We start from the raw sequence: 23,435 nt of genomic DNA on the forward strand, positions 1-23,435 counted from the left end.
CAGACATCTTTCCGCAGCGCGCGATTGTCGCCCGCCGAATGACAGGCGAAACTGTCGCCTTTGAATCAGACGCGGACTGCCACGCACGAGCCCGGCCGACGACGGACATGACGACTTCCCCAGCCACAAACGCACTGCAACCACTACAGCGAGACGTTCAGCGCTTGCTGGGCAGATGCCTGTTGCGCCTTCAACAATACGAGCGCCTCATGAAAGCCATCGTGGCCCACCACGAGATTTCAGGCCCGGCGCATTCGCTGGAGGCCATTCGCGCAGCGCGGATTGAAGATGCGGCGACCAAGACCCTGGGCACGTTGGTCGGACAACTGTTTGGTTCGTATGTCGTCACCGATAGAAATAGCGGCGAGGAGCGCGACGACGATCTTCCCGGCGACGTGATTTCCTTTCGCACGCGCGTGCAACTGAGCCTGTCTGCGCAGGACTACGCGAAAACCCAGGCCGACCTCAAAGACCTGGTATCGCTGCGCAACACCCTGGTGCACCACTTCATCGACCAGCACGATCTATGGACCGTGGACGGGTGTCGCGCTGCACAGGACGAACTCGGTTCCGCCTACACGCGCATCGATCAACACTTTGAGCAGCTGCGCGGCTGGGCCGAGCACATGGATCAGGCGCGGCGCCTGGCAGCGGAGTTCGTCCAGTCGGATGTGTTCCACGACCTGGTGGTCAATGGCATCGCGCCGGACGGCACGGTGGACTGGCCGGCCGCCGGCATCGTTCGCGCGCTGCGCGAGGCCGCCGCGCAGTTGGCCGTCGAGGGCTGGACACCGATTGCCGCCGCTGGCCGGTGGATCGCGGACCAGCATCCCGAGCAGCTTCCAGCCAAGTACGGCTGCAGCAGTTGGCGGCAGGTGGTGCACGAGTGCCGCCTGTTCGAGCTTCGCTACCGTGAGGTGGAGGGGCAACGGGCCGCCTGGTACAGACCTCGCGAGGCATAGGCCCACAACGCGGCCCCAAGTTCGCGCGAGTCGCGAACAAGTCCGCCGCGCTATCCCCAGGGGATAGGCAGCACCCACAGCCTTCCGCGCGGAACAAACCGGGCGCGCATGGGCTGCGGTTTGTTGACTGACGGTCTTCCGGCTGGTGCCGATGCTGGCGACTCGTTCCCTTACCGCGAGTCGTCACTCATGGCCAATGAACCCCTGCAATTGAATCTCGGGGCGCTGCGTAGCGCGATGTCGCTGACGCTGCACACGCACCACGCCTCCCGCATCTGGCATGGCCGCGCACCGTCAGAAGGACGCGCCGGCATCATCGGCCTCAACGGCTTCATCAGCGTGATGAACAAGATGAAGCGCGGCGCCGAGCAAGACGACCCGTACTCGGACTGGTGGATGCTTCGGGTCGAAGACAAGCTCGCCGACACCAAGACCCGCCTGCAGACCCTGCGCGAACAGGTGGTCCAGGCCCTCGCCGATGTACCTGCGGCGTTGTCGCTGGGCGAGAACATGAACGTGCAGCCGGTCAAGCTGCCGCTGTTCGTCAATGCGCAGCTCGGTTTCATGGCGGTGTACCTGCTGGCCGATTACGACGACCTGGCGCGAAAGCTGATCCTCGCCCACCACACCGCGCTGATCGACCGCAGCACCTTGGAGCGCTGGCTCAACGATGGCGCGCACGCGCTGCGCAGCCTGTTCTCGCTGGCCCAACAGTATCGCTACTCGGGCACGACGCGCGACGACTTCGCGGCAAAGAATGCCGCGGCGCATGCGGCGCTGGAAAAGTTTGGCGAGCTGCCGCAGGACGTGCTGGAAGGCACGCGCCGTTCGCGCTTTGCACCACCCATCGCGCGCCGCACAGGCAAGCCAGGCACACCGGCTGCTGCACCGGCCGCTGATGCTGCTGCTCCGGCCACCAAGGATCGCGCAGCCGATGCCGCGTTGGATGATGAGGATGCCAGCACATGACGGCATCGACCCCGGCCAGCCGACCAGTACGCTTCACGTCGCTGGAACAGGCGGACTTCCAACGTCTGGAACACGCCGGCTACCTAAAAGGCCTTTTACAGCCCTTTAAAGGTAAGGGAAGTCTGGAGACTTGGGCCAACCAGTGCATGGCGCTGCGCGACGACTTGATCGCCCTGGCGCAGCGGCGCGTGCTGCAACAGGCACGGGCCTATCCCTTCTCGCTGCTCGATGTCCAGTTGGCCCAGCAGACCACTGGCGCAGGCACGACTTTCCTGCGTTGGCGCAACCACGATCGTTCCTTGATGGGCGTGGCGCTGTGGGAGTCGCTGCTCGACCGCCCGGCGACGCCGGCCTCGCTGATCGACGACCTGTACGCGATGGAACTGCAACGCATCGCGCTGAACATGCAGATCAGCCTCCTTCACACGCTGGGCCGCCAAGCCCAGGAGTGCGCCAGCAAGGCCGCGCAGGCCGAAGCGGCTTACCTGCGGCGTGCCCACGGGCACGCCGCGTCCGTTCCATCCACCACCCCCAAGGAATCACCATGAGCACGCACTTCGTCGGCGAGGGCAACATCGGTTCTGCGCCGGCCTACCGCGAATTCGCCAACGGCAACGACGATCCGCGCCGGCTGCTGCGCCTGAACGTCTATTTCGACAACCCGATCCCGAAGAAGGACGGCGAGTTCGAGGACCGCGGCGGCTTCTGGGCGCCCGTGGAACTGTGGCACCGCGACGCCGGCCACTGGAAAGACCTGTACCAGAAGGGCATGCGCGTTCTGGTGGAAGGCCGCACGGTGAAGGACGAATGGGAGGACGCTGACGACAATGAGCGCACGACCTTCAAGATCGAGGCCCGCCGCATTGGCATCTTGCCGTACCGCATCCAGGCCGTGACCCTCAGCGCCAGGACGCTGGAACCCGAGGCCGCAGTACCGCCGGCGAAGGAAACCAAGGGGACGAAGGCGCCGAAGGAAACCAAGGCCAAGGGCTGATTCCCCGCAGGGGGCGGCTGTAGCAAACGTCAGACGCCCGCCATGCACCAGCTATCCCCAGGGGATAGCGCCAGGGTGGTCCACCGGGTTCCAGCCGTCCTTCCGAAACGACGCCCCCGTTGCGCCAGCCGTTGCGGTTGCGCGCATGCTGCTGCGGCAACGCATCGCCTGCCGATCACAAAGCGGTGTCCGCGCCAATCGGCTTCCTTGCTGCCGGCATCCGCTGGCCCGGCCAAGCTGGGGCCATCCGATGAACCGTACACTTTTCGAGGAGGCTTCATGCGCGTGTTCCTGTGCGAGAAGCCGTCCCAGGGCAAGGACATCGCTCGTGTGCTGGGCGCCGGCCAACGCGGCAACGGCTGCTACAACGGTGCGGGTGTCGTCGTGACCTGGTGCATCGGTCATCTGGTCGAGGCAGTTCCGCCCGAAGGCTACGGCGAGCAGTACAAGCGCTGGGCCATCGAGCAACTGCCCATTCTTCCCGAGCGCTGGCGTGTCGAGCCCAAGGCGGCGACCGCGGCGCAGTTCAACGTCGTGCAGCAGCTCGTCGCCAAGGCGGGCGAGCTGGTGATCGCGACCGACGCCGACCGCGAAGGCGAAATGATCGCCCGCGAAATCATCGATCTGTGTGGTTACCGCGGACCGATCCAGCGGCTGTGGCTTTCGGCGCTCAACGATGCATCGATCCGCAAGGCCCTGAGCACGCTCAAGCCGTCCGCCGAGACGATGCCGCTGTACTTCTCCGCGCTCGCCCGATCGCGTGCCGACTGGCTGATCGGGATGAACTTGAGCCGCCTGTTCACGTTGCTCGGGCGCCAGGCCGGCTACAACGGCGTGCTATCGGTCGGGCGCGTGCAGACGCCGACGCTCAAGCTGGTCGTGGACCGTGATCGCGAGATCGCGCGCTTCGTCTCGGTGCCGTTCTGGGCCATCGAGGTCGCACTGTCGCATGCAGGCCAGACCTTTGTCGCAAGCTGGACACCGCCGCAGGGTAGCACCGACGAAGCCGGCCGTTGCCTGCAGCAGCCTCTGGCGCAGCAGGCGGCGGAACGCCTGCGCGCGGCCGGCACCGCCCAGGTGCTGTCGGTGGAGACCGAGCGCGTGCGCGAAGGCCCGCCGCTGCCGTTCGACCTCGGCACCTTGCAGGAAGTGTGTTCCAAGCAGTTGGGCCTCGACGTGCAGGAGACGCTGGACATTGCCCAGGCGCTGTACGAGACGCACAAGGCGACGACGTATCCGCGCTCGGATTCGGGCTACCTGCCCGAGAGCATGCTGGCCGAGGTGCCGGCCGTGCTCGACAGCCTGGTCAAGACCGATTCCAGCCTGCGGCCGTTGATCGACCGCCTGGACCGCCAGCAGCGTTCGCGAGCGTGGAACGACGGCAAGGTCACGGCGCATCACGGCATCATCCCCACGCTGGAGCCAGCCAACCTCTCGGCGATGACCGACAAGGAGTTGGCCGTCTACCGGCTGATCCGCGCCCACTACCTCGCGCAGTTCCTGCCGCATCACGAGTTTGACCGGACGGTGGCGCAGCTCACGTTCGGCGGGCAGTCGCTGGTGGCGGTCGGCAAGCAGATCGCGACGGCCGGATGGCGCCAGGTGCTGGCGGCGCCGGCCCTTGACGACACGGACGGAGAGGATGCACGGCGCGGCCAAGTATTGCCAGCGTTGAAGGCTGGCGATGCCTGTCAGGTCGGCGAGGTCGAGCTGAAGGCATTGAAGACGCTGCCGCCCAAGCCCTACACGCAGGGCGAGCTGGTCAAGGCCATGAAGGGCGTCGCCAAGCTCGTGACTGACCCGCGCCTGAAGCAGAAGCTGAAGGACACCACGGGCATCGGCACCGAGGCCACGCGCGCCAACATCATCAGCGGGCTGCTGGCCCGCGGCTGTCTCTTGAAGAAAGGCCGCGCCATCCGCGCATCGGATGCGGCCTTCACGTTGATCGACGCCGTGCCGGCGGCCATCGCCGACCCGGGGACCACGGCGGTGTGGGAGCAGGCACTGGACATGATCGAGGCCGGCCAGATGACGTTGGACACCTTCATCGCCAAGCAATCGAGCTGGGTCGCCCAGCTCGTGCAGCAGTACCGCAGCGCCACGCTCGCCATCAAGCTGCCGCCCGCGCCGAACTGCCCGCAATGCGGCGCCCCGATGCGCCAGCGTAGCGGCAAGAGCGGCGCGTTCTGGTCGTGCAGCCGCTACCCGGACTGCAAGGGCACGCAGCCGGTCGAAGGTGCCGCGGCAGGCAAGCGCGGCGCATCCAGCCCGCGGCGTCGGCGCCCCAAGGCGAACTGACGCCCAAGTCTCCCTCTGCCACGCTGGCTGCTGCCGACGGCGGGGCAAACCTCCCGCGCCCCGCGGGACTCCCCAGCGCGCGTTCCCTTCTGCAACGGTGTGCGCGTCCTGCTCAGGCCAATCATGGCTTGCAGGGCGAGAAGGTCATTGCTCCATCGAATCGCGCTCGCCGCGATTCCGCTGATCGAAGTGCTTCCGTCCATCCGCGAGCGGTCTCCTGACGCCTTGGCCCGCAAGGCTGCGAGGTGCCAGGAGACCGCTTGCGGTCGACGGTATTCGGTGCCGGTGCCCGCCGGCGGAACAACGGGTTCCCTTTGTGTGTGGATACACGCCAGAGGATGCCGGCCCCAGCCACGAAACGGGCCGGGTGAGATTGCTGACGCAGCGAATGGCTTTGACGACGGCCTAAGGTGCTCAAGCAAGCCACGGGTGGTGCGTTTGTCTTTGGCTGGAGACCAGCTGTCCCCAGCCTTCCTTATTGTCTTTTGCTTGGTTTATGAATCGGGGCCGGCCCACAAAGTTCGAGCAACTTCAAACAGCATTTCACCCCGCTTGAGAATTGCATCCTCATCCCATTGATCTCGTTGCATCAACTCGCGATTGAGCTGCAGGTTTGAGTGGTTGAACAAAGCTTGGCGCTTTTGCGCATACGCATGGTTCTGAAGCGCACGATTCACGCCATAGTGGACGAGCGTAAGATTTCCCAAGCGCGGTACCGCGGACTCTCGCGCAAGAATCAATTTCGATCGCTCATCAAGGTTATCCGGGGCATATTGAAGGATACGAGCCTGGGATACATCGTTGGCCGTCGCATGTGTATCGTCTGGAAGCTGCCAGTACGTATGCCATGTCTGGGGCAAGATGTGGTCAATATCCAGCGTATCCAAAGCCAACGGGACACGCTCCTCGCTCTTTTCAGAGCGCATGGCCGTTTCCAGACGGTGGAAGATTGCTCGCAACTTTCCCGCATCGAGCCTTCCCGGGTAGACATCACCATTCAGCCAATGGCGACGGAATTCTTCATCGCGTGGCCAGCGGGATATTTCCCCCGTCCCCTCCGCCAATGTGGCACGGAATGCAGTTGCACTTAGTTCGCCTGATTGGAGTTTCTTTAATTGCTGAGCGAAGACCTTGTTGTAGTTCTTGCGAGTGAGCCCACATATAGCCCGGCGCACCAGGTAGGACTCGACGCAATCGAATATCTCGCACTGCTCGTCCACGGACAGAGAGGACGCGGCCACTCTCAGGGCTAGAGCATGCACAGGTGATGCATCCCACACGCCGATGCGACGACCAAATACACCGATAGGTAAATCGCCGGTACCTGTGACCAAGGCACGGTAATGTTCGGCGTGCCTGTTGAGCATGCCTAACTGTGCATCCGCATCACGCAATGTCGCTGAGTTGTCAACGAAGCGCCGATATCCAGCATATAGGCGGCCAATATCTATCTCGTCACCGGTTTCCGCCTGAACGGCGGTCTGCACGAACCACTCCAATCTCGGGCGGCTTAGACGTCCCCTCGACTGCGACTCAGACCATAGCGGAGACTCAAATTGGCACCACAGATTGGCGTAGAGATCATCTGCGTTGGTACCGGCACGCATGAAGATGAAATTGCGAATCAGATCGGTGGCATGCAACTCGGCGCCATGCCCGTTGAGGGTCTCGAAAATGACCTGGGCGTCGTCCTCTTCGCCGAGGGAGATGCACACGATGGAAAGATCGGTCAGAGTGGCTGTTGCCAGTGCCATCGCGATTGCTTCGATCGCTTGATCTTTATGCTCATTTGCCCATTCAACCATCGCTCCGCGAAAGAAAACGATTGCCTCTAAGGCGGGCGGATGATCAACACCGATTTTTCGAAGGTTTCCGGTCTGCGTGAAGCTCGCTGGAAAACGCTCACGAAGTTCCTCCAGCGAAGTGGCAGTCATCGCCCGAACATATGGCTCCCGATCTCGAAAAGTCGGCCACAACTTGAAGGCTTCGACCTCGCGGTCCTCCATCGTCTCCGGGTTTCCGTTGCGCAAGCACGCTTCTATGATCGGCTGGAACGTCGGTTGCCCCCACTCTCGTAGAGCGAGGGTTAGTGCAGTCAGCACATACTGCATCGTCGTCAGTCGCTGCTGACCGTCGATGATGTGGTGACGTTCCACGCCTAACAATCCGGTTTTTTTCTGCGGCTCCAGCACGACGGCACCCATGAAATGAGGTACGGCCTTGTCGCCTAACAAGCGCGCTTCTGCTTTGTCTCGAATATCTTCCCAGAGTCGTCCCCATTGGTCATCCCGATTCCACACGTAGGGCCGTTGGTAAAAAGGCACTCGATACTGGCGTCGATCCTGGTAGATCTGCTGAATGGTGAATGTGCGTGAATCCACGGGGCAATCCCTCCTACCTATCCGATAACACGCTCGCGCACCTCTCTCCACCGTCGAAAGTACTGCAAGCACAACTATCTAGCTTAGCCCGTTTCTTCGTACTGAAGAACCTGGGCGAAGCACAGTACGGATTTCAGCGCGACGTCACCAGACTGATTCTTGATGCTGTGTTCATGCGTCGCTGATTTTTTCAGCACCATGCCCTGGCAGCCCCGGTCTTCAAGGCTGCAACGCACCTCGACGCGTTGACCGATCCAGTCCGCCTCGCACCGACCACCGCGGACGCGCGTCGCCACGACGCCGGTGTTTTCGATGTTCAACCCTTCGGGACGCATCCGCTCCCGACAGGGCGTGGTGCTCCCGGTCTTCAACCACCAGGAGAAACCCATGTCCCTTTCGTTCGCATCGGCACCTTTGAGTGCTGAACATGCCCGCGCCGAATCCATCGGCTACCAGGCCCTGGCCTACGTCGGCAAGCGCCTGCCCCTGCAGGTGCTGTGCAGCGCGGCCGGCCATTACATCGGCACCGCCGATGCGGACGGTCCCGTCTCGCGCGAGTCGGTCAGCTACTTCCGCTCGCACCACGCCGCCGAGCACGCCCTGCAAACGGGCCGCTGGCAGCAGCGCCTCAACCCGTGATGTCCAACCACCAGGAACCCCCCGTCATGAACCGTGCTCTGCCTCAAGAGGTACTTGATCAGATCGAGCTGGAACACCAGCACTTCGCCGCCGCACCCCAAGCCTTCTTCGAGGCGTGGAAGCGCGGCGTCAACATCGCCGGTGCCGAATGGTTCGGCGACGGCACACGCGAAGGCCTGCAGCGTGCCACCACCAAATGGGATCTGCGTCCGAACCTGCTGATGCTCAACGACGCCCTCGGCGTCCTGAGCAGCGGCCAGCGGATGTTCCTGTCCGCGATGGTCAGCTTCTACAACGCCCGCGAGGGCGGCGCGATGCTCAAGCGTTGCGGCTTCGAGGGGCTGTCCGACCTCGGCGGTCTCGACCTAGAGCGGCGCAAGGTCATCGCCGACCTGATGCTGCACTACAGCGGCTGGTGAGCCGGGCCTGGCAAGCCACCGCCCGTTCCTCCCATCCCATGAGGGACATGCGTCACCACTCGGGGCCATGTCCCTCCTTCTTTTCGCTGGAGCGGCCATGACCGGAATCTTCCAAGCCACTGACCTTCACCGGCGCCGGCTCACGTCATCACTGATCGGCGTTCACGATCAATGCTGGCGCCCCCACCGCCGCACGCTGGCCTTCCTGCCGCATGTCGATCACAAAGAAAATGACTGTGACATCGTCTCCATTCCTGCGATAACTTCCCCTGACAGCACCGGGCATTTCCCCTTTGGCGGGTATCGCCGATTGGCATTGATACGTTGTGCCCGGAGGTGGCCGCTTTGCCACCTCCTCGACTGCAGCACGCATCTCAGAGACATCCTTGTGGTCGCTGTAGGTGACATGGAAGAGAACGTCAGCTGAAGAGTACGCGAACAATTTATGAAAATGCCTTGCAATCTCCACGTTTGTTGGTGATGACGCTTTCAGCGCTTCGAAAACAGTGAGATCAGCGCCGTTCCGGCGTATCACCAAGTCGCGCTCACCGGCATTTCCTTTCGTCGTTTTTCCGCCAGGGGCCTGTTCGTGTGCCTGCCAGCCCAAGCTCCCTTCGAGCCGCGCCTCGACGAGTGCTGCGATGATCCCGTTGAAGTCGTCTTCATGAAATTTGTTCCTGTCGAGTTTCAGGAAAGACAACATTCGTTGAAATGCAGCCAACGCATCCTGAAAGGCCGCTATCAGCAGCCTCTCCAGCGCCCTGTGAGGCCCCAAAAGCACCTCTGCCTGCTCCGAAGCGGGGAGTTTCAGGAACCTAAACAGGGTCGCCTGCATCTCGACCGTCGCTTCCTGCTTGAAAATAACGAGGGGAGGCGCGCCGAAACCAGCCGAATGATCGATATGGTTCTTGGCAGCGACGAGCAATGGCGCATCACGATAGCGTTCCTCGACTGACTGAATCAACGCACGGGCACGATCCGACTCGCCAAGCCTCGCGCTGGCCACCGCCTCGAATGCCGTGCTCTCGGCGGTGCGCTCCGCAGACGCAAGTTCCTTGAGGCGATTCATGGCCTCCCTGGGGCGCCCAACGGCCAGCAGCATGGCTGCGCAATTTGGCACATGGATGGCGCGGGACATGTCGCTGAGTCCCTTGATAGAAGGAATGGCCCGGTCAGCCTCATCGATTGCGAGGCGGGCCATCTCAGCATCCTCCCCGACCACGACACGAAACAGGTTCTCCCCGAGGAGCTTGACCACACGTGCGGCGAGCAGGTTGATCGCGTATGCAGGCAACGGGTGCTGCCGATACAGGCTGTGAAAAATCCCTGCAGCTTTCAAGGCTTCGGGTGGCTCGTTCTTGAGGCACACCAGCGCGCGGAAGAAATCCAGTGTTCTCTGCGCCTCGGCCTGGTGTTCCGGCCGCAGACCGTCTGGAATCTTGGCTGATGCAACCGCATCAAACGTGCCGCTCAGGTAGTGAATCTGCAATTGCTGATTCAGGGTCTGCACGGCCAACGCGGGAAGATTTCTTCCACGTTGCGCTTCTTGGGCCTCTCGCAGATATGCACTGGCAAGCTCAGGAAGCCCTGCATCCAGAAGCGCTTGCCCGCGCTCCGACGCTTGTGTGACGAACGCTGCACGGCTAGCTTCGTCGGGTGTCAATACCCGCAACCGGGCAACAATGCGCTCTCGGTACACCGCCGGCACACGGGGCAACAACATGGCCAGTATCAGAGGATCCTCGACCAGCAGGAGCGCCTGTACGAGGCGCTCTTGTTGAGCAGGGACCTCCAGCCTGTTCACGGCCTCGATCAAATCTGACTCCAGGCGCGGCCCTTGCCGACCTCGGACCTGGTTGTCCATCTGGAATGTGAAGGCGTCGACCCGGCCCCTGTCCGGGCGATTACTCGCCCCAGCCTGGATCGCCAAAGCCAATGCTTCGACGAGGTCGCCAGGTACACTTTCGGGGTAGCCCACCACCGCACGGCTCAGCATTCGTATCTGCTCACGCATGGACAAACCCAGACCCACGACATCGTCCGGTCGACGAGCCAGTTCGACCTGCAAGTCGAGGGGATAGAAGATCCTGGGTTGGAGGTGGCCGTGATCCATTGCCAGTCGGGCCAGCGCGGCCGCGCCCGTAACGTCTACCCATCGTGTATCGGCCCGTTCCTTTGCATGGAATGCCTTTCGATAAGCAGAAGCCACGGTCTCCGCTTCTGCAGGAGGCAACGACTCACCCACCACGGCAACGGCCTTCAGCATGACCGCAAACTCCAGGGAGGTGGCATGGGCGCTTGCCATTTCTATAAGTGACTGGCGAACTTGCCGCTTGATATCCACGGGCAGTCCACGCAGGTGGTCTAGGCCAATGGGTAGCAAAGGCACGCCATCACTCCCCCCGCAATCGTGCTCCTGCATCACGATCAGCAAGCGTGCGGATTCAGCCGGAGCTGCGTCGCCCTGAACAAAGTGATACCGGAGAACCTCCAGGCAGTCCGCCAACAATGACGCTTGCACCGAGTCGGCAGCCTCATTGCGATAGTCCCGGTCGATCTGGAACTGCACATGCCATGTAGCGACCAGGTGGCAGACCAGACCCGCTGCAGGCGGACAGAAAATGAGGTCGGCAAGGACCTGCGGCGCTTGTAGGCAGCAGTTAATCAGCACGTCGCAAAGTTCAGGATGGCACATCGCCAGCGCGACCAGTTCCTGCGTCATCTTGGAAGGGACCGGTCCAGCCTCGACATGCGCCAGCTCAAGCACCAGTACTCTCATGAGTGCGCAGAGCGCATGCGCCTCATAGAGGTCGGTCCCGTAGTGAGAGCGCGTACGAGCGAGGACGCGTCCCAGCAGATCAGGCTTCACTTCGATAGGTACCAGCTCTTGCATGTCCCCGGAGGCCCGCAGGCTTTCGGCAACGGACACGTGGTCCCATGTGGGGAGATTGGCATTGCGTAGGGCTTGAAGTGAAGCCTCCCTGAACCGCTGTGCATCCTGCTCAGACCAAACGGCATAAGGAATCAGGGGGACCAAATCGAGCACTTCCCAGCGCATGGCCCACGTTGCGAGATCGACTGGTGGCTGGTCATCCCAAAGTCGCGCCGCAATCCAGGTCGGCGTCTGGACGGGCGGCTTGTGCCCCGATTCGGCTCCAGCGACCCCTACGTGTCAACATGCGACCCAACAGCTACCCTCGTTTTTTATCTATAACAAATGGGCTCCGCTGCTGGAGTACACCGATGTCCCCTGATTCACCCACCACGGCCGAGATTGCTCCCGATCCGCAACTGGAAAAGCGGACACGGCGCCGCTTCAGTGCGCCTGAGAAGTTGCGCCTTCTGGCCCAAGCCGACGCCCTTGCTCACGGCGAGCAGGGGGCCTGGCTGCGCCGCAATGGCCTCTATGCCGCCCAGCTTTCTGCTTGGCGCAAGCAGCAGACCGAGCATGGTTTGGAGGGTTTGCAGTCGCAAGCACCCGGGCGCAAGGCGGCCGATCCGCGTGAGCGCCGGATCGAGCAGCTGCAGCGCGAGAACAGCCGCCTGCAGCGGCGGGCCGAGGTGGCTGAACAGCTGGTTGAACTCCAAAAAAAAGTCTTCCAACTGGTCGAGAAGGCCCAGCAGGAGAACCGCTCTTGAGCGTGATGGCAGCAGCTCCCGCGGGACTGAGCAAGGGGCGTATCTGTCAGGCGCTGGGCCAGCCGCGACATCGCTGCTATCCCGATCGCCGACGACGCAAGGCCACGGCACCGGCGCGTGCACCGGCACGCCGACTGACCGCCGAACAGGACCAGGCGGTTCTCGCCGCCCTGCATGACGAACGCTTCATCGACGCCAGCCCGCGCCAGGTCCATGCGCAGTTGCTCAGCGACGGCATCGTGCTGGCCTCGGTGTCGACCTTCTATCGCCGCCTGCGTGCGCTGGGCCAAAGCACGGCGCGGCGCCTGCAGCGTCCACCCCAGCGCCACGCCCGGCCCCAGCTGACCGCCACCGCACCGCAACAGGTGTGGACCTGGGACATCACCAAGCTGCCGACCTTCTCGCGGGGCGTCTATCTCAACCTCTACCTCATCCTGGACCTGTACAGCCGCTACGTGGTGGGCTGGATGATCAGCACCAAGGAAAACGCCGGTCTGGCCAAGCACCTGTTCACACGCACACTGACCGCCCACGCCATCGCGCGTGAGTCACTCGTCGTGCACCAGGATCGCGGCTCACCGATGACCGCCCACAGCTTCACCGAGCTGCTCGGCGCGATGGGCGTGGCGCGTAGCTACTCGCGCCCGCGCGTGAGCAACGACAACCCCTTCAGCGAAAGCCACTTCAAGACCCTCAAGTACACCGCCGACTACCCCGGTCGTTTCGAGGACGCCGAGCAGGCGCGCCAGTGGGTACGCCGGTTCGTCACTCACTATAACGATCGTCCGCACGAAGGGTTGGCGCTGTTCACACCTGCCGACCTCTTCCATGACCGCGTGCCCACCGTTGCCGCCGTCCGCCAGCAGGCGCTCACCGAGCACTACACACGCCACCCCGAGCGCTACGTCAAAGGCGCGCCCACCGTCGCCCTGCCGCCCGCCGCCGTGCACATCAACCCCGACCTCGCCATGCATGCCTCGCAACTGCTGGCTACCTCCGGCGCACTGACCATCGTCCCCACCCCGGTCGACACCGGGCTACCCGAAGTTGTTACATAGAAATCTCGCAACGAGTGTTGGGAAAGTGTTGACACGTTCCGGACGAGGTAGTCTTCAAAGGTACTTGCACTGACATGTGCGCCTGGCTGCGCGATTTGATATTTCACGTCGCTAAGCCAGTAGACAAAAGACCGTAGCGCCTCTGCATACGGCACATCGCGCCGAAGGTAATAGTCTCTCAACGCAACGGCAGGAACTACCCGTCCCTGGATGAGCCGAAACCATCCCCTCGCCAGCGCTTGGTCGAAGTCCGGCAGCTCAGCTCCCACCTCCAAGCGAATGCGCATGTACTCCTGCCGTGCCGTCGCTTCATCATCGTTTCTGCTCGAAGTCGTATCCAGCAAAAGCTTGAGCAGATCCACGTCGCCAGGCGCTTCCTGTTCGTCGGACATCAAGCCCATATGAGGACGGCGCATCGAAGGCAATGCAGCGAGTCTTGCGCGTAGCACAGCTCGTGCATGGAAGGATGAGTAGCGCAGGCTTGGAATTCGATTCATTGCTCACGGGTTCTTTGGGCTCTTACCTGTCGGTCGGGAAGGGGCAAAGTACGACTGCATGAATTTGACCACGGCCACCAAGCCTGAGCCAATGTGATTCTCGGTAGCGCACTTAAGGACGATTCCTCGACCGTGCAAGCCTTTACCAGGCCGTTGAAAAAGTGCTTTTCGAACGCATCAGGGACGCTGAGTGCGAAGACACGAGCTGCCCAGACGCGTCTGCGCAGCGATTGCAACGGCCCATCTGGCCGGTTTGCAGGCCCTCCCGCCCATTTCGGGCGCACGTATCCCTGGGCTCACGCATGATGCGCGTCCCACCAGCCGCCGATGCTGCCCATTCGCACAAGGTTGTAGGTGGCAAAGCACAGCAGCGCCTGGCCCGTGAGCTTGGCCTGACCGATCAGCTTGGTCTTTGCCAGACCACCGACGGTCTTGATCCAGCCAAAGGCCTCTTCGATGCGCTTGCGCACCTTCAGGCTGGTCTTGTAGCCCTCGTGCCGTGTCACTCGCGCATCCACCGCCGAGTGTTTGTCCTTGGCCGCCACGTGGGGCGTGACTTTGAGCTTTCTGCAGCCTTTGATGAAGGCCTTGCTGTCGTAGCCCTTGTCGGCACCGACCGTGGCCCGTTTGTTCCTGTTGCCCCGACGCTCCAACATGGCCAGCGCCGCCTCGCGCTCGGCCGTGCCGCTGGCGTGGGTGATCTCGACATCCACGATCAGCCCGTTGCGGTTCTCCATGAGGATGTGCCCCATGTGGCACAGGCGGGATTTGTCGCCCTGGCTCTTCTTGAACAGCCGGGCATCGGCGTCCGTGGTGCTCTCGTGGGTGTCGTTGCAGCGCTCCTGCCCCTTGAAGTCCACCTCGGGGTTGCGCCCAGGCGGCGTGCCGCTGTCGTCGTCTTTGCGCTTGAAGCTCTTGTGCGAGGCCCAGGCGTCAATGAGCGTGCCGTCCACGCTGAAGTGCTCGTCGCTGGCGAGCTTGCCCCACTGGGCACTGAGCTTGACGCGCTCGAAGAAGGCGCGGGCGAGGTCTTCGTTGAACAGACGTTCGCGGTTGGCGCTGAAAGTGGAGTGGTCCCAGACCTTGTCTTCGATGTTCAGGCCCACGAACCAGCGGTACAGCAGGTTGTAGTTGATCGCTTCGACCAACTGGCGCTCGCTGCGGATGGAGAACAGGATCTGCAGCAGCAAGGCCTTGAGCAGCATCTCCGGTGGCACCGATGGGCGGCCACGGCGGGCGTACACCGCTTCGAACTCGCGGTTCATGGTTGCCAGCAGCGCATCAACCACCGCGCGCAACTTGCGCAGCGGGTGTGCCTGCGGCACGCGCTCTTCAAGGCTGATGTAGCTGAACATCGCCCCCTGGAAATCTTGACTGCCTCTCATCGTCCTCGTCTGGGTCGTTCACCGATGGCTTCAGATCGTAGCGGCCAACGCGGGCGTCGGCGGGGGATTTTTCAACGGCCTGTTACAGGGGCCTTCTTTGAGAATGCGGGCAGTTAGGGGTACCAATTTTCGCTAACGCTTGCGCCGCCCCGGCGCCACGCTTCCGGCCATGTTCCGCTGACGTCCGTCAGCGACATGCCCAGGCAGCCACGATCTTCAAGGCTGCGACGCGGTTCCGACCGCGTTGATCACCCCAGTTCGCACCGGCATCCATGCGCGAACGGCCATCGGTTCTCGATGGCGATGCCACCAAGCTGTTCCATCAACCCACGCGGGGGTTCCACACCTTCCCCGCCTTGGGTCGGGTGTGTCTCCGCCTCATTGTTCCCAGGAGATTCACCATGACCACTTCCAACGAAAAGTCCTACTTCGATCTGCACATCACCGGCCTCGGGTATCTCAATCGCATCCGCGAAGTGAAGCCCAAGAAAGGCGATGCGTTCCTGGCCTGCGACATCGCGGCTCTGAACGGTCCCAGCGATGACGTTTCGTATGTGCGTTTCGACACGCGCGTATCGGGATCGGAAGCGCAGCACCTGGTGCGCCGCTGCATTCAGGCGGTCGACGCCGAGAAGAAGGTGATGATCGGCTTCCGCATGGGCGACCTGTGGACCGACACCTTCACCTACTCCAAGGGCAAGCGTGCCGGCGAGCAGGGTGTGAGCCTCAAGGCCCGCCTGCTGTTCGTCAGTTGGATCAAGGTCGACGGCAAGCTCGTCTACAAGGCCGAACCCAAGCCGACCGAGACCGACGAGCGCGAGCCGGAAGTCCCTGTGACGTCCGACGCGCCCGCTGCGCAGCAAGCCTCGGCACCGGAGCCTTCCAAGCCCGTCGCCGATGCTGCCGACGACGCTGCCGATGCCCCCGCATTGGCCGTTGCCGAGTCGTTCTGATCCGCAAGGCCTCATCCCCGGGGCCTTGTCTTCTCTTCGTCAGCAGGAGACCTTCATGATCACCATCCCCGGCCAACTGGCCATCAAGACCATCCACGGCCGCAACGGCGATTTCAACGTCGGCCGCCTGGCGACCTCCATCGGCGAGTTCGTCGTGAAGAACGCCGAACTCGATCAGTACCGCGAGGGCAAGTACGACGGTGATTTCGTCATCGTCGAGATTCGCCCCTCCACGTACAACGCCAACGGCCGCATGGTCATCGAGATCCGCGCCCATCTGGGCGGGATGACGCTGTCCAACATCGACGCCCTGAGCCGCGACGAGGCCCGCCGGCTGAGTCCGCAGGAAGTCGATCCGATCGACGAGGAGGCGCAGACGCCCGCGCCGGCATTGCCCCCGGCCAAGCCGAAGGCGAAGCCGCGCAGTCCGCGCGATCCCCTGGTCGATACCACGCCGTTCGGCAGCGAACCGGCTCCCGTGTCCGCTGCGGCCTCGGCCGAGGCAGACGACGCGGCGCTGTTCGGTGCCTTGTGGCCCCTGGGCGAGACCGTGAAGCTCGATGCGACCGTGGATCGTCGTGTGCTGCGTCAGCAGCGCGACCGTCTCGACAAGCTGGGCTACGAGTTCGCTCCGTTGTCCCAGGACTGGCACCTCAAGACTGCCTGATCCATCCGCCGCCTTGCGCGGCATTCCGCCACCCGCCGGGGTTCTCCCCCGACGGGGAGGGCTCCGGCCATTTCTTCAAGGAGACCTTCATGGGCTGGACCTTCGTTCGTCAGACGCGCGATCAGTTGATCCGCGAGCTGATCGCTCCGCAGGCGTCCGAACGCGCTTGCTGCGAAGTCATCGACCACACGCTGGACGGCGACGTTCTGTGGACCGTGGTTCGCGTCACCGCCAGGCAGGCGGGCGTCATGGGCCTCGCGGCCGGTGAGTCCGTCTGCTACATCGGCTGCCATCTGCTGGAAAGTTCGGGCGGCGATTGGGGCTACAAGTCCCTCGATGAGTCCGTGCATCCGTACTACTACTCGTGCCCGCTGCGCTATCTCGACATGGCGCCGGTGCAAAGCCCCGAGTGGCGCGAGCGGGTTCACCGCTTCCACGCGGGACGCGCTGTCTAGGGGCACGCATCTTCCTTCACCCAACCGGGGCGAGCACGGCCCCGCGGGCTGTGGTTGCTCCTTCTTTTCCAAGAGGACATCACCATGCCTGCACCTTCTTCCGCGAAACCGCTGTACCGCATCGACGAATGCCCCGACCTCATGGCCGACGCTTGCGTCGGTGACGAGCAGGGCAATCTCGTCTTTCTCTCGATCTGGGCGCGCGACACCGCCGTTCAGGAGTTCCTCGCCCGCCTGACCCTCGGCCGGGATGAACAGGGGCTGGACCAGTTCCACGTCATCACCGAGCAGGGCGCATCCATCCCGGTCTTCGTCGGCAACGTCGAGAACCTGGAAAAGCGCATCACCCGTGCCTATCGGCGAACGCTGTTCGGTTCGCTGACGAATGTGTGGCTGTTCGATCGTCGCTGCGTGAAGCCAGACAAGGCCAACGCCAGCGCGCTGGCGCTTCTGCCCAGGGATTCCGCTCACCGGCTCGACCGGCTGTGGACGCTGGTGCAGGACACCTGCCCGCTGCCACTGCTCGACCACTGGCGCGACACCGTGCTGGCGCTGTTGCAGACACGGCGGATGCTGACCGGTCTTCCCTTGGCCCTCGGGCCGCTGGAAGGCCATCGGCTGGCCCTCGATGTCCCGGCGCTGACGAAGGCATTGGGCGAGCTGATCCGCAACGGCACCCTCGGCGCCACGCAGTACGAACTGGCCACGAACGCACCGCTTCGGCGTGTGGCGTGAGCCATCCCCACGGGCATGCGCGCCGCGCCTGCCCGCCTTCCCTCATCCATCACCAGGAGAAATCCATGGCACTCATGTTTCCGCGCCTGGCGCGCAATTTCATCCGTAACGGCTACTTCCCCACCGACGAGCCGACGCTGGAGCGGGCCTTGTCCGCACTGGCGCCGTCTCCCGGCGCCATGTCCATCCTCGATCCCTGCGCCGGCGAAGGCGTGGCGATCGCCGAAGCCGCCCACGCCCTCGGGCGCGAGCAGGTCAAGGCCTTCGCCGTCGAGTACGACGCCGAGCGTGCCCGCCACGCACGGCAACTGGTCGATCACTGCATCCACGGTGACCTGATGGACACGCTGATCTCGCGCCAGTCCTTCGGGCTGCTGTGGCTGAACCCGCCGTATGGCGACCTGAGCAAGGACGTGAACGGCAACATCGGCTATCAGGGCCAGGGCCGTGCACGGCTGGAAAAGCTGTTCTATCAGCGGGCGCTGCCGCTGCTGCAGTACGGCGGCGTGCTGATCTTCATCGTGCCGTCCTACGTGCTCGACGCCGAACTGGTCGGATGGCTGACGCGCCACTTCGCCGACCTGCGCATCTACCGTGCGGTGGAAACGCAGTTCAAGCAGGTGGTGATCTTCGGTCGCAAGATTCGTCAACGCGACCAGGCGTCGGAGTCGGTCAAAGCCGTGCGCGGTCTGCTGCTGCAGATCGGACAGGGTGACGCCGAAGCCGAGGAACTGCCGCTCGAATGGCCGTTCCTGCCGTACACCGTCCCTGCCAGCCCGGCCGAGCCGGAGCACTTCTATCGCGTGACGATGGAGCCCGAGCAGTTCGCCGATGAAGTCGGCCGGCTGCAAGGACTCTGGCCGGCGCTCGATACCCACCTGGGCGCCGCGCAGCAATCGCTGCGTCCGCCCGCGCGGGCCTTGTCGCACTGGCATCTCGCCCTGGCCTTGGCCGCAGGCGCGATCTCCGGCGTGGTGACGTCCAAGAGCGGGCGCGTGCTCGTCGTCAAAGGTGATACCCACAAGGAGAAGACGCTCCAGACGGAATACACCGAGCGCGACGACGGCTCCGTGGCCGAGACGCGCATCCTCACCGACAAGTTCGTGCCGGTCATTCGTGCATGGGACTTGACGCTGGGCTCGCCCACGTGGGGCGAAGTGCTGACCATCCGCTGATCGCTGTTCCCTGACGCTTCGCCGTCGCTTTCATCCACCCACCGGGGTCACGTTGCCCCGATGGGGGTGCCGTGGCCCCTTCTTCCATAAGGAGAAACCACCATGGCACTCGCAATCCTCAACCTCGCGTCACAAGCACGCTTTTCGCCCGGGCAGGTGGTCATGACCGCCGGCGTCGATGAGCTGGTCCGACAGGGCCGGCTCGACCCCACGCCGTACCTGCGCCGCCATCTTCATGGCGATTGGGGCGACCTGGACGACAGCGATCGACGGCAGAACGATGCCGCGCTGAAGTCCGGCGAGGATCGCCTGTTCTCGTCCTACCAGGTCACGCGCGACCTGAAGCTCTGGATCATCACAGAGTGGGATCGCAGCGTCACCACGCTGCTGCTGCCCAGCGAATACTGATCCGCATCCAGCGGCACCTACGGTCTTCTTTGCCGCGTCTTTTTTCCCACCCAGGGGCATGTCACCGCCCCGTGGGGGAGGTCCATGCCCCATCTTCTTTGGAGCATCACCATGTCCCTCGATCTCGAAACCGTTCCCGAAACCGCTGTGCAGGGCGACCTGCTCGAAGCGGCCGCTTCACCCCTCACGCTCAGCCTGCAGGACTTCGTGTCCGAGTTCGGCGACGAGCTGCTCGACTCGCTCAACCGCGCCAATCCTCCGGTCTACACCGGCCAGGTGCGGGTGCATCGGCAACTGATCCTCGCCGCGCTCAAGCGCAAGCTGTTCCCGGCGCAAGCCGATGTGGTCCACGCCGTCACCGAGCTGTTGGTCGATCGCGGCGAACGCGCCGCGATCGTCAATGGCGAGATGGGTTGCGGCAAGACGACCGTTGGCATCGCCACGGCCGCCGTGCTCAACGCCGAAGGCTACCGCCGCACCCTGGTGCTCTCGCCACCCCATCTGGTCTACAAGTGGCGGCGCGAGATCCAGGAGACGGTGGCCGGTGCCAAGGTCTGGGTGCTCAACGGCCCGGACACGCTGGTCAAGCTGCTGAAACTGCGCGAGCAGTTGGGCGTGCCGGCGCAGGGCCAGGAGTTCTTCGTCTTGGGCCGCGTACGGATGCGGATGGGGTTTCACTGGAAGCCTGTCATCGTTAGGCGGCGCACCCCTCACGGCGACGTCGGGGCCTGCCCGGATTGCGGGCATGTGATCACCGACCTCGACGGCGAGCCGATCAACCCGGTCGAGCTGGAAGCCGAGGAGTATCGCCGCAAGTGCAGTCACTGCCGTGCACCGCTGTGGACGCTGATCCGACCGAGAGGCCTGTCCGCCAGCGACCAGTCCTCGACCGTGCTCAAGGCACTGAAGCGTATTCCAACCATCGGGGACGTCACCGCGCAGAAGCTGATGCAGAAGTTCGGCGACGCCTTCCTCGCGTCGATGCTCGGGGACAACATCCACGAGTTCATCAACCTGATGGACGACCGCGGCGAGCTGGTCTTCTCGGACCGGCAAGCCCATCGCATGGAACGCGCGATGGCCAACATGGAGTTCGGCTTCGGCGAGGGCGGCTACCAGCCGTCCGAGTTCATCAAGAGGCAGCTTCCCCAAGGCACGTTCGACCTGCTCATCGCCGACGAGGCGCACGAGTACAAGAACGGCGGCTCCGCTCAGGGCCAGGCCATGGGCGTGTTGGCGGCCAAGGCGCGCAAGACGCTGCTGCTCACCGGCACGCTGATGGGCGGCTACGGCGACGACCTGTTCCACCTGCTGTTCCGAGCCCTGCCGGGGCGGATGATCGAAGACGGCTACCGGCCGACGAAGAGCGGCAGCATGACCTCGGCCGCGATGGCGTTCATGCGCGATCACGGTGTCTTGAAGGACATCTACTCCGAGAGCACCGGCACGGCGCACAAGACGGCCAAGGGCACCAAGGTATCGGTGCGCACGGTCAAGGCGCCGGGCTTCGGTCCGAAGGGCGTGCTGCGTTGCGTCCTGCCGTTCACCGTCTTCCTCAAGTTGAAGGACATCGGTGGCAACGTGCTGCCGCCCTACGACGAGGAGTTCCGCGAAGTCGCCATGGACACGGCGCAAGCCGCGGCCTACCGCGATCTGGCGGGGCGGCTGACCCAGGAGCTGAAGCAGGCCCTGGCGAAGCGCGACACGACGCTGCTCGGTGTGGTCCTCAACGTGCTGCTGGCCTGGCCGGACTGCTGCTTCCGGTCGGAAACGGTGGTGCATCCGCGCACGCGCAACACCTTGGCGTTCGTACCGGCTCAGTTCAACGAACTGGAGGTGATGCCCAAGGAACGCGAGCTGATCGAGATCTGCCGGCAGGAGAAGGCGGAAGGTCGCAAGACCCTGGTCTATTCGGTCTACACCGGCACGCGCGACACCACGTCGCGCCTGAAGGTGCTGCTGGAGCAGGAAGGCTTCAAGGTGGCGGTACTGCGCGCGAGCGTGGATGCCTCCCGCCGCGAGGACTGGATCGCCGAGCAGTTGGACCGTGGCATCGACGTGCTCATCACCAATCCCGAGCTGGTGAAAACCGGCCTGGACCTGCTGGAGTTCCCGACCATCGTGTTCCTCCAGAGCGGGTACAACGTGTATTCGCTGCAGCAGGCCGCCCGGCGCTCCTGGCGCATCGGCCAGAAGCAGCCGGTGCGCGTGATCTACCTCGGCTACGCCAACTCCTCGCAGATGACCTGCCTGGGGTTGATGGCCCGGAAGATCATGGTGTCGCAAAGCACGTCGGGCGACGTGCCGGAGTCCGGGCTCGATGTCCTGAACCAAGACGGTGATTCCGTCGAGGTGGCATTGGCACGACAACTCGTGGCGGCATGATCCATGCGTTGCATGCCGGCGGCCCTATGGTCGCCGGCATTTTTCCTGGCAAATCGGGAGCCGACGGATTCGCTTTGTTTGCTGTGACAAAGGGCCGGCGCGGCGATGGTGATGGCTCGTTGTTTCAGGACACCGATCCATGCGCCCATCCCGCCAGCCCTTCCGTATTGCCGGACGCAGCCATCTGATCCGTTTGCCCGGCTTGCTCCTGGCCGCCATGGCCAGCGGCTGCGCGATGACGAACGCCGTGCCACCGACGCCCGTATCCAAAGTCACCGACATCGCGCCCGAAGCCGTGATGGAGTTCGTGCCGGTGACGCGGTATGGCCGCTACACCCTGGTCGAACTCGCGCCCACAGCGGCCCAGCACGACCTGTTGCTGCAGGTGGTGGATGTGGAGATCCCCGGCACGCTGGGCGCCACCGTCGGGGATGCCCTCCGGCACCTCGTTCTGCGTTCCGGCTACCGGCTGTGCGATGAGCAGTCCGCCGATCTGTTGGCCTTGCCGCTGCCGGCGGCTCACTACCGGCTCGGCCCGGTCCTGCTGCGCGATGCGCTCTTGACCCTGGCCGGCCCCGTCTGGGATCTGCAGGTCGACGACGGTGAGCGGAAGGTGTGCTTCATCCGCAGCCTCAGGGAGGCTCATACGCCGCACGAGCCCAAGCCACCGGAAATCAACCGTTCGGCGGAGAGCCCTCCGCTGATCCGGGAGGTTTCGCCATGACCATCCGGGACTCGGCGACGGGCCAGCGCACGACGCTGCTGCGGGTCGCGGCCGCAACCTGGTTGTTGCTCGTCAGCGCGGTGGTGCTGGTGGATCACATGGCCTTGTCCGGGCTGGCGGAACAGACCCAGGCCTTCGCGCCCACCGCGCAGGTGTCCCTGCTCGAATCCCGACTGGACGGCCTCTCGCATCGGATCGAACAACGCCACACTCAGCCCGCCGCCTTGCCGCAGGCGCGCTACGAGCAGGACACCGCGGCGTTGGACCAACGGCTGGCGGCGATCGAGCTGGCGCAGGCCCATCACGCCGCGACCGATGCGCTGCACGCATTGGAAACCCGCGTCACGCGACTGGAAGCCCGCCCGGTCTCGCGCCAGCCCAAGCTGCCCGCACCACGGCCATCCCAACCTGTGGCGGCCCAACCCAAGCCTGTTGAGCCTTCATTCCGCCTGATCGGAGTGGAACTGCGTGCGGGAGAACACTTCGTGTCGGTGATGCCTGCCGATGGCACCGGGCTGGCCGATGTCCGCCTGCTGCGCGCCGGAGAGTCGGAGGGTGGCTGGCGACTGGACGGGATCGAGCGCGATGGCGCCGTCTTCCGGCAGGGAGACGAGATCCGCAGGCTGCCCATCCCGCCCCGATAAGGAGGCCCACACCGATGGTCCCGCGCCACTTGACCCCGCCATTGCTGG

Annotated in this window: 22 protein-coding genes; 18 read left to right on the forward strand and 4 right to left on the reverse strand. The window is 63.8% G+C overall.

What is annotated here, in order from left to right; genetic code table 11:
- The first annotated feature begins 209 nt into the window (after positions 1–209).
- The 5 genes from I3K84_RS01175 to I3K84_RS01195 all read left to right on the forward strand — a co-directional run bounded on the left by I3K84_RS01175 (position 210) and on the right by I3K84_RS01195 (position 5,223).
- Positions 210–962 (forward strand): OST-HTH/LOTUS domain-containing protein, encoded by a 753-nt coding sequence (locus tag I3K84_RS01175; protein WP_161971366.1) that lies wholly within the window; start codon positions 210–212, stop codon positions 960–962.
- 189 nt (positions 963–1,151) lie between these two features.
- Positions 1,152–1,931, forward strand: a complete 780-nt coding sequence (locus tag I3K84_RS01180; RefSeq protein ID WP_103739048.1) for a PFL_4669 family integrating conjugative element protein — start codon at positions 1,152–1,154, stop codon at positions 1,929–1,931.
- Positions 1,928–2,479 (forward strand): DUF3158 family protein, encoded by a 552-nt coding sequence (locus I3K84_RS01185; protein ID WP_009461164.1) that lies wholly within the window; start codon positions 1,928–1,930, stop codon positions 2,477–2,479. Before I3K84_RS01180 ends, I3K84_RS01185 begins: the two co-directional genes overlap by 4 nt.
- Entirely contained in the window at positions 2,476–2,925 is a 450-nt protein-coding gene (locus tag I3K84_RS01190) for a single-stranded DNA-binding protein (RefSeq protein ID WP_196995342.1), read from the forward strand. The genes I3K84_RS01185 and I3K84_RS01190 overlap by 4 nt, the downstream gene beginning before the upstream one ends.
- A 279-nt stretch (positions 2,926–3,204) precedes the next feature.
- Positions 3,205–5,223, forward strand: a complete 2,019-nt coding sequence (locus I3K84_RS01195; protein WP_196995343.1) for a DNA topoisomerase III — start codon at positions 3,205–3,207, stop codon at positions 5,221–5,223.
- 494 nt (positions 5,224–5,717) lie between these two features.
- On the opposite strand, the gene I3K84_RS01200 is transcribed toward I3K84_RS01195, so the two are convergent.
- Together I3K84_RS01200 and I3K84_RS01205 are read right to left on the reverse strand one after the other, a co-directional pair.
- Positions 5,718–7,604 (reverse strand): DUF262 domain-containing protein, encoded by a 1,887-nt coding sequence (locus I3K84_RS01200; protein WP_034037947.1) that lies wholly within the window; start codon positions 7,602–7,604, stop codon positions 5,718–5,720.
- Between the two features lie 83 nt (positions 7,605–7,687).
- Positions 7,688–7,993 (reverse strand): hypothetical protein, encoded by a 306-nt coding sequence (locus I3K84_RS01205; RefSeq protein ID WP_034037948.1) that lies wholly within the window; start codon positions 7,991–7,993, stop codon positions 7,688–7,690.
- On the opposite strand from I3K84_RS01205, the gene I3K84_RS01210 reads away from it, so the two are divergent.
- Both I3K84_RS01210 and I3K84_RS01215 read left to right on the forward strand, forming a co-directional pair.
- The gene (locus I3K84_RS01210) at positions 7,992–8,243 is read left to right on the forward strand and encodes a hypothetical protein (RefSeq protein ID WP_021205485.1); all 252 of its coding nucleotides are present in this window, start codon (positions 7,992–7,994) and stop codon (positions 8,241–8,243) included. The two genes, I3K84_RS01205 and I3K84_RS01210, sit on opposite strands and share 2 nt — an antisense overlap.
- 26 nt (positions 8,244–8,269) lie before the next feature.
- Positions 8,270–8,662: a hypothetical protein gene (locus I3K84_RS01215; protein ID WP_034037950.1), complete on the forward strand. Its 393-nt coding sequence runs from the start codon at positions 8,270–8,272 to the stop codon at positions 8,660–8,662.
- A gap of 148 nt (positions 8,663–8,810) precedes the next feature.
- On the opposite strand, the gene I3K84_RS01220 is transcribed toward I3K84_RS01215, so the two are convergent.
- The gene (locus I3K84_RS01220; RefSeq protein WP_196995344.1) at positions 8,811–11,720 is read right to left on the reverse strand and encodes a hypothetical protein; all 2,910 of its coding nucleotides are present in this window, start codon (positions 11,718–11,720) and stop codon (positions 8,811–8,813) included.
- Between the two features lie 185 nt (positions 11,721–11,905).
- On the opposite strand from I3K84_RS01220, the gene I3K84_RS01225 reads away from it, so the two are divergent.
- On the forward strand, positions 11,906–12,301 hold the full coding sequence (locus I3K84_RS01225; protein ID WP_158636385.1) for a transposase: 396 nt from the start codon (positions 11,906–11,908) through the stop codon (positions 12,299–12,301).
- Between the two features lie 5 nt (positions 12,302–12,306).
- Positions 12,307–13,359, forward strand: a complete 1,053-nt coding sequence (locus tag I3K84_RS01230) for an IS3 family transposase (RefSeq protein WP_231403458.1) — start codon at positions 12,307–12,309, stop codon at positions 13,357–13,359.
- Positions 13,360–14,152: 793 nt separating this feature from the next.
- Here I3K84_RS01230 and I3K84_RS01235 read toward each other — a convergent pair.
- The gene (locus I3K84_RS01235) at positions 14,153–15,241 is read right to left on the reverse strand and encodes an IS5-like element ISDisp1 family transposase (RefSeq protein ID WP_011803559.1); all 1,089 of its coding nucleotides are present in this window, start codon (positions 15,239–15,241) and stop codon (positions 14,153–14,155) included.
- 401 nt (positions 15,242–15,642) lie between these two features.
- Between I3K84_RS01235 and I3K84_RS01240 the strand changes: the two genes are divergently transcribed.
- From I3K84_RS01240 to I3K84_RS01280, 9 genes are all read left to right on the forward strand, one after another.
- On the forward strand, positions 15,643–16,194 hold the full coding sequence (locus I3K84_RS01240) for an STY4534 family ICE replication protein (RefSeq protein ID WP_033990362.1): 552 nt from the start codon (positions 15,643–15,645) through the stop codon (positions 16,192–16,194).
- Between the two features lie 55 nt (positions 16,195–16,249).
- Positions 16,250–16,861, forward strand: coding sequence for a DUF3275 family protein (locus I3K84_RS01245; protein WP_196996050.1), 612 nt, complete (start codon positions 16,250–16,252; stop codon positions 16,859–16,861).
- A gap of 89 nt (positions 16,862–16,950) precedes the next feature.
- Positions 16,951–17,316, forward strand: coding sequence for a hypothetical protein (locus I3K84_RS01250; protein WP_018076219.1), 366 nt, complete (start codon positions 16,951–16,953; stop codon positions 17,314–17,316).
- 84 nt (positions 17,317–17,400) lie between these two features.
- On the forward strand, positions 17,401–18,051 hold the full coding sequence (locus I3K84_RS01255; RefSeq protein WP_196995345.1) for a hypothetical protein: 651 nt from the start codon (positions 17,401–17,403) through the stop codon (positions 18,049–18,051).
- A 65-nt stretch (positions 18,052–18,116) separates the two neighbouring features.
- The gene (locus I3K84_RS01260) at positions 18,117–19,226 is read left to right on the forward strand and encodes a DUF6094 domain-containing protein (RefSeq protein WP_196995346.1); all 1,110 of its coding nucleotides are present in this window, start codon (positions 18,117–18,119) and stop codon (positions 19,224–19,226) included.
- A 102-nt stretch (positions 19,227–19,328) separates the two neighbouring features.
- Complete coding sequence (locus tag I3K84_RS01265; RefSeq protein ID WP_034037958.1) at positions 19,329–19,634, forward strand: hypothetical protein; 306 nt, start codon at positions 19,329–19,331, stop codon at positions 19,632–19,634.
- Positions 19,635–19,745: 111 nt separating this feature from the next.
- Positions 19,746–22,019 carry a helicase-related protein gene (locus I3K84_RS01270; protein WP_196995347.1) on the forward strand — a complete coding sequence of 758 codons (2,274 nt, stop codon included), beginning with the start codon at positions 19,746–19,748 and terminating at the stop codon, positions 22,017–22,019.
- A 139-nt stretch (positions 22,020–22,158) separates the two neighbouring features.
- Positions 22,159–22,743 carry a PilL N-terminal domain-containing protein gene (locus I3K84_RS01275; RefSeq protein ID WP_196995348.1) on the forward strand — a complete coding sequence of 195 codons (585 nt, stop codon included), beginning with the start codon at positions 22,159–22,161 and terminating at the stop codon, positions 22,741–22,743.
- Positions 22,740–23,387 (forward strand): hypothetical protein, encoded by a 648-nt coding sequence (locus I3K84_RS01280; RefSeq protein ID WP_196995349.1) that lies wholly within the window; start codon positions 22,740–22,742, stop codon positions 23,385–23,387. The genes I3K84_RS01275 and I3K84_RS01280 overlap by 4 nt, the downstream gene beginning before the upstream one ends.
- Positions 23,388–23,435: the final 48 nt, after the last annotated feature.

Origin of the sequence: Diaphorobacter sp. JS3051 (genome assembly GCF_015832135.1) — a bacterium.
In the GTDB taxonomy this organism is placed as follows: domain Bacteria; phylum Pseudomonadota; class Gammaproteobacteria; order Burkholderiales; family Burkholderiaceae_C; genus Diaphorobacter; species Diaphorobacter nitroreducens.